Source organism: Modestobacter sp. DSM 44400 (genome assembly GCF_900107175.1).
Lineage (GTDB): Bacteria > Actinomycetota > Actinomycetes > Mycobacteriales > Geodermatophilaceae > Modestobacter.
Window position 1 is genome coordinate 1 of record NZ_FNOZ01000014.1, and the last position, 12,453, is coordinate 12,453.

Annotated in this window: 11 protein-coding genes and 2 tRNA genes; 8 read left to right on the top strand and 5 right to left on the bottom strand. The window is 70.5% G+C overall.

Annotated elements, in window-relative coordinates; all coding sequences use genetic code 11:
• On the bottom strand, window positions 1–510 hold a 510-nt coding region (locus BLW04_RS26660; protein ID WP_175484001.1), incomplete at its 3' end, for a Chromate resistance protein ChrB.
• Window positions 511–786: 276 nt separating this feature from the next.
• Between BLW04_RS26660 and BLW04_RS10840 the strand changes: the two genes are divergently transcribed.
• Entirely contained in the window at window positions 787–1,158 is a 372-nt protein-coding gene (locus tag BLW04_RS10840; RefSeq protein ID WP_175484002.1) for a chromate transporter, read from the top strand.
• The gene (gene chrA, locus BLW04_RS10845; RefSeq protein WP_175484003.1) at window positions 1,119–2,063 is read left to right on the top strand and encodes a chromate efflux transporter; all 945 of its coding nucleotides are present in this window, start codon (window positions 1,119–1,121) and stop codon (window positions 2,061–2,063) included. Before BLW04_RS10840 ends, chrA begins: the two co-directional genes overlap by 40 nt.
• 295 nt (window positions 2,064–2,358) lie before the next feature.
• Here the strand turns inward: chrA and BLW04_RS10850 are convergent.
• Window positions 2,359–2,432: transfer RNA gene (locus BLW04_RS10850), tRNA-Gly, on the bottom strand.
• 154 nt (window positions 2,433–2,586) lie between these two features.
• Between BLW04_RS10850 and BLW04_RS10855 the strand changes: the two genes are divergently transcribed.
• The 6 genes from BLW04_RS10855 to clpX all read left to right on the top strand — a co-directional run bounded on the left by BLW04_RS10855 (window position 2,587) and on the right by clpX (window position 8,023).
• Window positions 2,587–3,159: a hypothetical protein gene (locus tag BLW04_RS10855; protein ID WP_091540148.1), complete on the top strand. Its 573-nt coding sequence runs from the start codon at window positions 2,587–2,589 to the stop codon at window positions 3,157–3,159.
• 58 nt (window positions 3,160–3,217) lie between these two features.
• Window positions 3,218–3,291 (top strand) — tRNA-Pro (locus BLW04_RS10860).
• A 95-nt stretch (window positions 3,292–3,386) separates the two neighbouring features.
• Window positions 3,387–4,889, top strand: a complete 1,503-nt coding sequence (gene tig, locus BLW04_RS10865) for a trigger factor (RefSeq protein ID WP_091540152.1) — start codon at window positions 3,387–3,389, stop codon at window positions 4,887–4,889.
• Window positions 4,890–5,189: 300 nt separating this feature from the next.
• On the top strand, window positions 5,190–5,822 hold the full coding sequence (locus BLW04_RS10870) for an ATP-dependent Clp protease proteolytic subunit (protein WP_371327786.1): 633 nt from the start codon (window positions 5,190–5,192) through the stop codon (window positions 5,820–5,822).
• A 2-nt stretch (window positions 5,823–5,824) separates the two neighbouring features.
• Complete coding sequence (locus BLW04_RS10875) at window positions 5,825–6,457, top strand: ATP-dependent Clp protease proteolytic subunit (protein WP_091540156.1); 633 nt, start codon at window positions 5,825–5,827, stop codon at window positions 6,455–6,457.
• Window positions 6,458–6,748: 291 nt separating this feature from the next.
• A complete protein-coding gene (clpX, locus tag BLW04_RS10880) occupies window positions 6,749–8,023 on the top strand; it encodes an ATP-dependent Clp protease ATP-binding subunit ClpX (RefSeq protein WP_091540407.1) in 1,275 nt (424 codons plus the stop codon).
• 59 nt (window positions 8,024–8,082) lie between these two features.
• Here clpX and BLW04_RS10885 read toward each other — a convergent pair whose 3' ends face one another.
• The 3 genes from BLW04_RS10885 to valS all read right to left on the bottom strand — a co-directional run bounded on the left by BLW04_RS10885 (window position 8,083) and on the right by valS (window position 12,445).
• Window positions 8,083–9,000: an endonuclease domain-containing protein gene (locus BLW04_RS10885; RefSeq protein ID WP_175484004.1), complete on the bottom strand. Its 918-nt coding sequence runs from the start codon at window positions 8,998–9,000 to the stop codon at window positions 8,083–8,085.
• A 102-nt stretch (window positions 9,001–9,102) separates the two neighbouring features.
• Window positions 9,103–9,849: a nucleoside/nucleotide kinase family protein gene (locus BLW04_RS10890; protein ID WP_217630984.1), complete on the bottom strand. Its 747-nt coding sequence runs from the start codon at window positions 9,847–9,849 to the stop codon at window positions 9,103–9,105.
• A gap of 10 nt (window positions 9,850–9,859) precedes the next feature.
• A complete protein-coding gene (valS, locus tag BLW04_RS10895; protein ID WP_091540166.1) occupies window positions 9,860–12,445 on the bottom strand; it encodes a valine--tRNA ligase in 2,586 nt (861 codons plus the stop codon).
• Window positions 12,446–12,453 lie beyond the last annotated feature (8 nt).

The following is a 12,453-nucleotide window of genomic DNA, read 5'->3' on the forward strand; positions in this document are numbered from 1 at the left end:
CGTCAGCGCGAGGATCGCCTGCTCAGCCTCCACGCGTCCGTCGGCGCCGAAGTAGTCGCGCGACTGCACCTGGCTCAACGTCCGGGCCAGCTGCGCGGCGCGGCGCCGCAGCTCGCCGCGGTCACCTGAGGAGTCCTCGTTATTCGGACCGTTCCTGGTCGCTGCCAGCCACGCCTGGCCCCCCTCGGCGGCAACGGCGCGCGCCTCGCGGCTCACTGCGGCGTACGCGGCGGCGATTGCGCTGTTCATCGACTGCACCATGGTGTCCTCCTCATCCCCCGACAGGTAGGCCGCCGTCCACAGCGTCGCCTGACCATCGGCGGCCACAACCCGCTCGGCCACCCACTCCAGGCCCTCCCGGGTCCGCGGCTCGTCGGGCAGCAGCACCAGCCCGTCCACCGGCTGCGCCACCCCCAGCCGGCGAAGCCGCCGCCACACCGCGATCCGGGGGGTCGAGGGCTCCCGCGGCATCCGATAGGCCAACATCACCCAGCCACGCTTGTCCGTCACAGACCCCGCCTTCCGCCCAGCCCTCCATGGCACCCGTCTGTTGGCCTCCCGACCGTACGCGGCCTAGTGTAACCGCGGTTGCGTAGCTGTACTGGTGCCGGTAGAGCAGGCACCGCGCCGCCACATAGACGAGCCGGCGGACGGGTCGGCATCAAGCTGATGGATTGGAGCTCCACGGTGCGGCCTCGTTATCCCGGCTGGACAGCGTGGCGACGCGGCAGCGACACCCAGCAGGCGGCGAGCCCAGAGCAGGCGGCTGGCCCGGAGCCTGACCCCGTGGACCAGCCCTCACCGGGTGGTCTGCGTCGGTTGGTCAAGTCTTTCCTCATCCTGGGCGCGACCGGCTTCGGTGGGCCGATCGCCACCGTCGGCTACATGCAGCGCGACCTGGTGGAGAACCGCGGCTGGATCGACCGGGAAAACTTCCTCAACGGTGTCGCGCTGGGACAGACGATGCCCGGGCCCCTGGCGGCACAGGTCACCATGTGGGTCGGGTTCCTGCAGCGCCGGGCTCTGGGGGCGCTGGCCACCGCGGTGGCCTTCATCGCCCCCTCCTTCCTGTTCGTGTTGGCCGTCGCGGCCTCTACGCCCACTTCTCCGGATTGCCGGTGGTCCAGGCGGTCTTCTACGGCGTCGCCCCCGGGGTGATGGCGATCATCGCCATCGCCGCCTACAAGCTCGCTAAGATCACCAACCGCCGCGACTGGCGCCTGTGGGCGATCAGCGCCGTCCTCGCCGCCGTCACCGCCGTCACCGGCGCGGAGATCGCCGTGCTCTTCATCGCCGCGGGGCTGCTGATGATCCTCATCGACGCGCCGCCGGCCTTCCTCGCCGCCCTTCATCGGCGACACCGACGCCCTGCCGTCTCCGAGCCACCACAGCCGACACCCACCACCTCGACCGCGGGTGGGCAACCGTCCCCAGCGAGCGCCGGGCCCAGCCGGTCGCGCACGGGCCCTCTCGGGAGAATGGCCGGCGGAATCGGTGCGCTGGCCGGCGCCGGCACGCTCCTGGCCGTGTTGGCCCTCACCGGCGCCGGAACGCTGGTCGCGTTGACCCTGTTCTTCCTCAAGACCGGCGCCTTCACCTTCGGTTCGGGCCTGGCGATCGTGCCCTTCCTCCGCGAAGGCGTCGTCACCACCCATCACTGGCTCGACCCCCGCCAGTTCCTCGATGCGGTCGCGATGGGCCTGATCACCCCCGGCCCGGTCGTGATTACCGCCACCTTCATCGGCTACCTCACCGCAGGACTGCCCGGAGCCCTGGTCGCGACCGCCGCCATCTTCATCCCCATCTACCTCGGCGTGGTCCTCCCCGGCCCCTGGTTCGTCCGGCACAAGGACAACCGTCAGGTCAAAGCCTTCGTCAAAGGCGCCACCGCAGCCGCGGCCGGCGCCCTGACCGGAGCCACCGTCGTCCTCACCCGGCAAGTCGTCATCGACTGGCGCACCCTTCTCATCGCCGTCATCACCCTCGGCGTCCTGCTCCGCTTCAAAGTCAAAGAGCCCTACGTCGTCCTCGTCTGCGCCATCGCCGGCATCCTCCTGCACTGACCTCACCCGCCGCTGCCGGCCTGGGCCCTCGGCAGAACGGCTGTCCACGAGAGAGGAATACGGCGCCTGTCCGGGCTCGCCCAACATCGCTGGCTCGGGTCTTAGCGGCGAAGGTAGCTGGGCGAACCGTCCACCAGAGACTCCGGGACGTGCCATCTGACCAGCGCCAATAACCCGACCCGCGTGACCTAGTCATGTCCGTAGAGGAGGAAAACAGGGGCGAAACGCGGGTACTGGCGGGCAGATCAAGGGCGCCTCGCGGAGGCGCCACTGCGGCCCTGACCTGGGATTTTCGTGGAGCGGGTGACCGGGATCGAACCGGCATGGCCAGCTTGGAAGGCTGGGGCTCTACCATTGAGCTACACCCGCGGTGACCAGGGGCGATGCCCCGGTCGGCCGTGCTGTCGTGCGACGTGCGGGGGCCAGTGTCGCATCCCGCTCTGTCGTGGCTCTCATCCGTGCTCCTGACGGGTGACCCCGTGGGCGTGCATCATCAGGGGCCCGACGTCCTGAGGAGGCCCCCGTGACCGACCTGATCCTCATCCTGGGAACGATGGTGCTCGCCGTCCTTCTCGCGGTGGTCACCGGGAGCTGGCTGGTCTGGCGCCGGATCCGGCGCAGCCACGCACTCGCGCTGGCCCGTGAGGCAGCCGGCTACGGGAGCATGGCGGTGACTGCGTGGCGCCTGCGCTCCAGCCCGGACCGCTCCACCGCCGCGCTCGCGCTGCGCATCTCCCGCGCGCACGCCCGCCTGCGGCAGGAGGTCACCGTGGCGGAGCGGGCCGGAGCGCACCTCGGCAACGTCCCCGCGCTGCTGCCCCGCCTGCAGGTCGCCGGGGTCCGGATCGGGGCGGGGCTGCGCCACGTGGCCGTCGTCCCGGCGGTGTCGGCGCCCCGGCTGCTCGACGAGGCACGGACCCACCTGTCGACGCTGGAGGACCTGAGCGATGCCGTCCGGACGGCGACGCTGACGTCCGCGGCCGACGGGACGCTCGCCCAGGACGCCGAGGACGCCGCCCTCGCGCTGCGCTGTCGGACGGCCGCCTATGAGGAGTTGGTCGCCCTGGCCGACTCGCTGGTACGGCCGCGCGGATAGCCGTGCGGACGCTCGCGCCGGTCGCCGGTCCGCGAGGTGCCTACACTCAGGCTGGCCACGGGGTGTAGCGCAGCTTGGTAGCGCACCCGCTTTGGGAGCGGGGGGCCGTGGGTTCGAATCCCGCCACCCCGACAGTGCACGAGCGGCGCATCTAGACTCGGGGCAACCCGGCGCCGCCGGCGTCACCTCCCACCGTCTGTACATCCCTCGAAGAGGAGCGCTGCGCTGTGAAGAGCACCATCGAGAACCTGGGCCCGACCCGGGTCCGGCTCGCTATCGAGGTGCCGTGGGGCGACCTGGACCACGCCTTCGGTGAGGTCTACAAGGAACTCGGCAAGCAGGTGCGCGTCCCCGGCTTCCGGCCCGGCAAGGTCCCCAACCGGATCCTCGACCAGCGGATCGGGCGCCCCGTCGTCCTCGAGCAGGTCGTTCAGCACGCCGTCCCGGAGGTCTACTCCGAGGCCATCCGCGAGAACCAGGTCCGGGTGCTGAGCCAGCCCGACGTCGAGGTCACCCGCGTCGACGACGGCGAGACCATCGCTTTCACCGCCGAGGTCGACGTCGCCCCGGTCCTCGAGCTGCCCTCCCTGGACGGCCTGGCCGTCACCGTCGACGACGTCGAGGTCACCGACGAGGAGATCGACGCACAGATCGACACCATGCGTGAGCGCTTCGCGATGCTCACCGGCGTCGACCGCCCGGCCGCCGACGGCGACTTCGTCTCCATCGACCTGGAGGCCACGCTCGACGGCGAGGTGCTGGAGGACGGCACCACCACCGGCATGTCCCACGAGGTCGGCTCCGGCCAGCTGATGGACGGCCTGGACGAGGCCGTCCGCGGCCTGTCCTCCGACGAGGGCGCCACCTTCTCCACCGCGCTGCTGTCCGGCGAGCATGCCGGTGAGATGGCCGAGGTCAAGGTCACCGTGCGCACGGTCAAGGCCAAGGACCTCCCCGAGCTGGACGACGAGTTCGCCTCCACCGCCAGCGAGTTCGACACCTTGGCCGAGCTCCGGGACGACATCCGCACCCGGCTGGGCCGCGTGAAGACGCTGCAGCAGGGCGCGCAGGCTCGCGACAAGCTGGTCGAGCACCTGCTCGGCTCCACCGAGGTGCCGGTGCCCGAGAAGCTCGTGGAGACCGAGGTCGCCTGGCGCACGCAGGCCATGGAGCGCGAGCTCCAGCAGGCCGGCATGGACTGGGACGCCTACTTCACCGCCGCCGAGGTGGAGAGCCGCGAGGCCTACGACGCGGAGCTGCGGGAGAACGTGGAGAACGCGATCCGCACCCAGTTCGTGCTCGACTCGGTCGCCGACGCCCGCGAGGTCACCGTCGACAACGACGACCTCTCCGCGCAGATCGTGGCGCAGGCCCAGCGCAATCGGATGAGCCCGGAGCAGTACGCCCAACAGCTGCAGCAGGGGGGCAACATCGCCGACTTCGTCGCCGACGTCCGCCGTACCAAGGCGCTGGCCCAGCTGCTGGAGGAGACGACGATCACCGACGCCTCCGGCAACCCCGTCGACCTGGAGGAGCTGCGCACGCAGGGCCCCCAGACGGTGCGCGCCGCCGCCGACCCGGCCGCCGAGGACGCAGACGCCGAGGACGCCGCCGCCGCCGACGTCGAGGTGATCGAGGCCGAGGTGACCGAGGCCGCCACGCCCGAGGACGACGGGACCGAGGACGACGGGACCGAGGACGACGGGACCGAGGACGACGCGAAGGCTTGACCCGCCCGGCCACGACGCCGCCCGCACCCGCCCGGGTGCGGGCGGCGCCGTCGTTTCCGACGGCACCGCGCTGCGCCCTCGGCGAACACCGACCCGCACGGGGAGGAAGGGGTCGGGGGTGCGCGTTAGGGTCGACGTGACACCAGGACGACCACCGACGCCACCATCGACGCAGCCGGGCGTGACCCGGCCGTCTCCGGTGTCGCCGACCGTCCCCGGACGACCGACCTACCCGTTCCACGAGACCGACTGCCCGGCAGTCCTACGGAGGTCACCGCACCCGTGAGCACCACAGACCTGATCACGTCGAGCGCACCGCTGCTGCGCGGCGGCGGGTCGATGATGAACCTCAACGACTCCGTCTACGAGCGCCTCCTGCGCGAGCGGATCATCTTCCTCGGCAGCGCCGTCGACGACGTCATCGCCAACCAGCTGGCCGCGCAGATGCTGCTGCTGTCCGCCGAGGACCCCAAGCGCGACATCCACCTCTACATCAACTCGCCCGGTGGCTCGGTCACCGCGGGCATGGCCATCTACGACACGATGCAGTTCATCGACTGCGACGTCGCCACCTACGCGATGGGCCTGGCCGCCTCGATGGGCCAGTTCCTCCTGACCGCCGGCACCAAGGGCAAGCGCTACAGCCTGCCGCACGCGCGGATCCTGATGCACCAGCCTTCGGCCGGCGTCGGTGGCACCGCCTCGGACATCGCGATCCAGGCAGAGCTGTTCCGCAGTACCAAGCAGCAGCTCAGCGAGCTGCAGGCGCTGCACACCGGTCAGACAGCCGAGCGGATCACCGAGGACTCCGACCGCGACCGGTGGTTCACCGCGCAGGAGGCCCTCGAGTACGGCTTCGTCGACCACGTGGTGACCCGGGCCGAGACCATGACCGCGACCGACAACCCGGTCACCGACGGACCGGAGAAGTGACCATGAGCAGCTTCGAAATGCCTTCGAGCCGGTACATCCTGCCCTCCTTCGTGGAGCGCACGAGCTACGGCATGAAGGAGTCCAACCCCTACAACAAGCTCTTCGAGGAACGGATCATCTTCCTCGGGGTGCAGGTCGACGATGCGTCGGCCAACGATGTGATGGCCCAGCTCATCACGCTGGAGTCCAACGACCCCGACCGCGACATCACCATGTACATCAACTCACCCGGTGGCTCGTTCACCGCGCTGACGGCGATCTACGACACGATGATGTTCGTCCGGCCCGACATCCAGACCGTCTGCATGGGCCAGGCCGCTTCAGCGGCCGCCGTCCTGCTCGCGGCCGGGACACCCGGCAAGCGGCTGGCGCTGCCCTACTCCCGGGTGCTGATCCACCAGCCCTCCGGCGAGGCCGGCGGCCAGGTCACCGACCTGGAGATCCACGCCCGCGAGATCGAGCGCGTGCGCGTTCAGATGGAGTCGATCCTGGCCCGGCACACCGGCCAGACCCAGGAACAGATCCGCAAGGACATCGACCGCGACAAGATCCTCACGGCCCAGGAGGCCAAGGACTACGGGATCGTCGACCAGGTGATCCCCAGCCGCAAGCTCAACGCCCTTCCCCCGGTCTGAGCCGGATCGGTGCGGGTCGAGGGCGCGCGTGTCGCGTCTTCGGCCCGTACCGTGCGGGGAACTCCCAGCTCCCTGGGACACCTGGGGAACAGGGGGTCGCCGAGTCGCTGGACCGGGTGCGTCACTGCCTGGGAACGTCGGTGGAGGCCGGTACGGTCGGTGAACGCCCGATTCCCCGGTCAACACCGGCAGGGACGACGGACGCCCCGACACGGGGTGTCATGACGGGCACGAGAACGCAATCGAGGGACCGCGAGCGCGGTGTCCCATCCCGAGGTGGAGGTACGCCAGGTGGCACGTATCGGTGAGAGCGGCGACCTGCTGAAGTGCTCTTTCTGCGGCAAGAGCCAGAAGCAGGTCAAGAAGCTCATCGCTGGCCCCGGGGTCTACATCTGCGACGAGTGCATAGACCTCTGCAATGAGATCATCGAGGAAGAGCTCTCCGAGTCCTCGGACCTGAAGTTCGACGAGCTCCCGAAGCCCAAGGAGATCCACGACTTCCTCGAGCAGTACGTCATCGGCCAGGAGAAGGCCAAGCGGACGCTCTCGGTCGCGGTCTACAACCACTACAAGCGCATCCAGGCCGGCGGTGAGCGCGGCAACCGCGACGACTCAGTCGAGCTGGCCAAGTCGAACATCCTGCTGATGGGCCCCACCGGGTGCGGCAAGACCCACCTGGCGCAGACGTTGGCCCGGATGCTGAACGTGCCCTTCGCGATCGCCGACGCCACGGCGCTGACCGAGGCCGGCTACGTCGGCGAGGACGTCGAGAACATCCTGCTCAAGCTGATCCAGGCCGCCGACTACGACGTCAAGCGGGCCGAGACGGGGATCATCTACATCGACGAGGTCGACAAGATCGCCCGCAAGAGCGAGAACCCGTCGATCACCCGCGACGTCTCCGGTGAGGGCGTGCAGCAGGCGCTGCTGAAGATCCTCGAGGGGACGACGGCGTCGGTGCCTCCGCAGGGCGGCCGCAAGCACCCGCACCAGGAGTTCATCCAGATCGACACCACCAACGTGCTGTTCATCGTGGGTGGCGCGTTCGCCGGCCTGGACCAGGTCATCGAGCAGCGCACCGGCAAGCAGGGGATCGGCTTCGGCGCCGAGGTGCGCGGCAAGGCCGAGATCGAGGAGGCCAATGCCTTCGCGCAGGTCATGCCCGAGGACCTGATGAAGTTCGGGATGATCCCGGAGTTCATCGGCCGGCTCCCGGTCATCACCAGCGTGCAGAAGCTGGACCGGGAGGCGCTGACCAACATCCTCACCGAGCCGAAGAACGCCCTGGTGCGCCAGTACCGGAAGCTGTTCGAGCTCGACGGCGTGGAGTTGGAGTTCACCGACGACGCGCTCGAGGCGATCGCCGACCAGGCGATCCTGCGGGGCACCGGCGCCCGCGGCCTGCGGGCGATCATGGAGGAGGTCCTCCAGTCGGTGATGTACGACGTCCCCAGTCGCGAGGACGTGGCGACCGTCGTCATCACCCGCGAGGTCGTGCTGGAGCGCGCGATCCCGACGATCGTCCCGCGCAAGCCTGCCCGCGTGAACCGCGAGAAGAGCGCCTGACCCTCAGCAGCTTCGAACGTCACTGGCCCAGAACCCATGAGGTTCTGGGCCACTGACGTTCAACGACCCAGTCGGCGGCGCACCACGGCCTCGATCTCGGCTCGGCAGCCGGCCGGGTCCTGGGTCAGCCGCTGGTAGCTGAACCGGAGTACGACCCACCCCAGCACGGCCAGCGCGCTGTCCCGGCGCATGTCCCGCTCCCTGGCCTGGCGGCCGTCGTGGAACTGGGCGCCGTCCAGTTCGACCGCGACGCGGACCTCCCGGTAGGCGGCGTCCAGGAACACGGACCGTCCATCGGCCAGCACGACCCGGTGTTGCTGGACCGGTGCCGGGACCTCGGGGATGCGCAGGACGTGCGTCACACCCCAGACCTCCAGCTCGCTCTGGCAGCCGCCCTCGACCAGGTCGAGGAGCCCGGACAGGGCGACACGGCCGCCGTGCAGTGGCTGACGCCCGGACTCGGCGCGGAGCCAACCGGTCCGGACGGCGCGCTGCCGGACCGCCTCGATGACGAGTCGGCGGACGACCGGCTGCTCCGTGGCTGAGCGTGGGTTCCGCCTTCCCGAGTGAGCCCAGCTCCAGGCGTCGACGATGCTCCGGGCCACCGGTAGTCGCGGAGGGCTCGTCGGTTCGATTCGCCCGATCGGTGCCGTCGTCCGGTGCGCGACCACGTCGGCGCAGCCGCGAGGGAAGCGGTCGGCCGGCACGGTCACGTGGACGGGACCGCCGCTCGGTACCAGCAGTCCGGCCGCCGTCAGGGCCGAGAGGTGGCTGAGCGGTCCTCGCGTCCACAGAGAGGCGGCGCGGGCCCGAACAAGCCAATCTTCGGCGCGGTCGGCAAGGACGAGAACCCCCGGATGCAGGAGCACGACGTCGCCGCGACTCATCCAGCGGCTCACACTGCTGGCACTGGTCGCCAGGGTGATGTCTTCCCGGCGGGCGACGCCGTCCGGCAGCAGGAACGCCAGCTGGTGCATGCACGCGAGGCTGCCGCATGGAGGGCGCCGACTGGCCGGGGCCTGTGGACGGCGGCTCACGGTTGAACCTGGGTGGCCCATAGGCAGGCCGTTGAGGGGGGGTCAGGTTCGGCGACGGCCCGATCCGGGAGCGATGCGCGGAGCGTTCACGTCCCTGTTGTCGATCACGACGTCGGCCCGCGCCCAGGGACGGCAGGCGGCGAAGGAGAGCTGCTGGCCACCGACGTAACGGTTGAGGCTCGGGTGTGCGGGATCGGGATGTGTGCCGTCGCGGGTGGCCATCCGAGGCACGCTGACGGCAAAGGGCACCTGGAGGAAGACCGAGAGGTCCCAGCGTCCGGCCAGCTCATCGCGGTGCAGGAAGAGCCCGTCCAGGACGAGGACCGTACCGGGTGGCACCTCGAGCAGTGGCCTGTCGAGCGTTCGATCGGTCGCCAGTTCGTGCACCGCGGTGCGGCAGGAACGGAAGCCGCCGCGTCGGAGCGGCGCCAGGAGGTCCCGCTCGAGTGAGTCCTGGTCGTAGCTGTCCAGCCAGAACCCGACAGGGGAGCCGGGCCCACCGCGGTGGCGCACGGCTCGCGGATGGTGGAAGTCGTCGACTGACGCGCGGAGGACCGTGCGCCCAGCGCCGACGAGGACATCGGCAAGTTCGTCGCTGAAGACGGACTTGCCTGCGCCGTCCACGCCGTCCACGCCGTCCACGCCGTCGATCGCGACCAGCGGGCAGTCCTCGCCCCGGGCAGGGACGCGCGCTGCGACCTCGGCCAGCAACTGCCTGCGGGCCCCCGCGACCTCGCGTTGAACACCGGCGGCCCACAAGCGGGCGGGTTCTGGGCCGCCGAGGTTCACGGGTGGGCGGTCAGGCGTCGGCGGGTTCGGCGAGCACGACGTCCACCCGCAGCGCACTGTCGCCGGCCAACACGCCGAGCTCCACGATGCGGCCGGCGTCGATGAGGTCGGAGCGGGCCGCCTCCACCAGCGGCACCTGCTCGGCCGGCGCGGTCACGGTCGCCGAGGCGACGTCGGCCCGCATCGATTGCTTGGCCTCCGACTTGGCCTTCCGCACCGCGGCCAGCGCTTCGGCAGCCACGGTCAGCACCGCCGGGTCCCCGCCGGTCGGCAGTTCGGCGGCCGCCGGCCACAGCGCACGGTGCACCGAGCCGGTCTGCCACCACGACCACACCTCCTCGGTCACGAACGGCAGCACCGGGGCGAACAGCCGCAGCTGGACCGACAGGGCCAGCGCCAGCGTCGCCTGCGCGGACGCCGCGGCGGCACTCGAGCTGTAGGCCCGGGTCTTGACGAGCTCCACGTAGTCGTCGCAGAACGACCAGAAGAACGTCTCGGCCACCTCGAGGGCCCGGGTGTAGTTGTAGGCCTCCATGGCCGCCGTCGCCTCGTCGACGACCGCGGCCAGCCGGGCCAGCAGCGCCCGGTCCAGCGGCTCGCTGACGTCGTCGGCCGACAGCCCCGCCGACGCCCCCAACCCGAGCACGAACTTCCCGACGTTGAGCAGCTTGATGGCCAACCGGCGGCCGACCTTCATCTGGGTCTCGTCGAACGGGCTGTCGGCACCCGGCCGGGCACCGGCCGCCCGCCACCGGACGGCGTCGGTCCCGTACCGCTCGAGGACGTCGATCGGCGTGGTCGCGTTGCCCTTGGACTTCGACATCTTCTTGCGGTCGGGGTCGACCACGAACCCGGAGATCGCCGCGTGCGACCACGGCACCGTTCCCTGTTCGTAGTGCGCGCGCACCACGGTGGAGAACAGCCAGGTCCGGATGATGTCGTGTGCCTGGGGCCGCAGGTCCATCGGGAAGACATGCGCGAACAGGTCCGGGTCGGTGTCCCAGCCGGAGGAGACCTGCGGCGACAGCGACGACGTCGCCCAGGTGTCCATCACATCGGGGTCGGCCATGAACCCGTTCGGCACCCCGCGCTGGTCCTCGGTGTACCCGTCCGGCACGTCGGACGACGGGTCGACCGGCAGCGACGCCTCCGGCGGCAGCAGCGTCTGGTCGTACACCGGCTCCCCGTCGGCGTCCAGCGGGTACCAGACCGGGAACGGCACGCCGAAGAACCGCTGCCGGCTGACCAGCCAGTCGCCGTTGAGCCCCTCGACCCAGTTCTCGTACCGGTGCCGCATGTGCTCGGGCACCCACTGGATCTCCCGGCCGCGCGCGACGAGGGCGGCCCGCAGGTCGCCGTCCCGCCCGCCGTTGCGGATGTACCACTGCCGGGTGGTGACGATCTCCAGCGGGCGCTCGCCCTTCTCGAAGAACTTCACCTGGTGGGTGATCGGCTTCGGGTCGCCCTCGAGGTCACCGGACTCCCGCAGCAGCTGCACGATGCGGGCCTGCGCGCTGAAGGACGTCTTCCCGGCCAGCTCGGCGTAGACGTCGGCAGGCACCCCGGCCGGTGGGTCGGCGACGAAACGGCCGTCCCAGCCGATGACGGCGCGGGTCGGCAGCTGCAGCTCCCGCCACCAGGTGACGTCGTTGAGGTCGCCGAAGGTGCAGATCATCGCGATGCCAGAGCCCTTGTCCGGCTCGGCCAGCCGGTGCGCCACCACCGGCACCTCGACGCCGAACAGCGGCGTCGTGACGGTCTTCCCGAACAGCGGCTGGTAGCGCTCGTCGTCGGGGTGGGCGACCAGTGCGACGCAGGCCGGCAGCAGCTCGGGGCGGGTGGTCTCGATGAAGACCGGGCCGGACGGGCCGGCGAAGGCGATCCGGTGGTAGGCGCCGGGGCGCTCGCGGTCCTCGAGTTCCGCCTGGGCGACGGCGGTGCGGAAGGTGACGTCCCAGAGGGTCGGCGCCTCCTGCGCGTACGCCTCACCGCGGGCCAGGTTGTGCAGGAACATCTTCTGGGCGGTGGCCCGGGAGGTGTTCGAGATCGTGCGGTAGACGTTGTTCCAGTCCACCGACAGGGCGACCCGGCGCCACAGCTTCTCGAACTCCGCCTCGTCCTCGGCGGTCAGCCGCTCGCACAGCTCGACGAAGTTGCGCCGCGAGATCGGCTGCTGGTCCTTGCCCGCCTTTTCCGGCGGCTCGAAGGACCCGTCGTAGGGCAGTGAGGGGTCGCAGCGCACGCCGTAGTAGTTCTGCACCCGGCGCTCGGTCGGCAGCCCGTTGTCGTCCCAGCCCATCGGGTAGAAGACGTGCTGACCGCGCATCCGATGGAAGCGGGCCACGATGTCGGTGTGGGTGTAGCTGAACACGTGGCCCACGTGCAGCGACCCGCTCGCCGTGGGGGGCGGGGTGTCGATGGCGTAGGTCTCCGCCCGGGGCGCGGCCAGCGCGGCCGCCCGGTCGAAGCCGTAGGTGTCCTCAGCGGCCCAACGGGCGACCCACTTGTCCTCGAGCCCGTCCAGGGTGGGCTTCTCGGGTACGCCGCCGGCCGTTCCCGGGGCCGTGCTGTCCGGGGCGCGGGTGTCGGTGACCATGACTGGCA

Bases quoted from the DNA above. Each gene is read 5' to 3' on its own strand.
- BLW04_RS10875 (WP_091540156.1), top strand. From the start codon at position 5,825: ATGAGCAGCTTCGAAATGCCTTCGAGCCGGTACATCCTGCCCTCCTTC.
- BLW04_RS10885 (WP_175484004.1), bottom strand. From the start codon at position 9,000: ATGCACCAGCTGGCGTTCCTGCTGCCGGACGGCGTCGCCCGCCGGGAA.
- valS (WP_091540166.1), bottom strand. From the start codon at position 12,445: ATGGTCACCGACACCCGCGCCCCGGACAGCACGGCCCCGGGAACGGCC.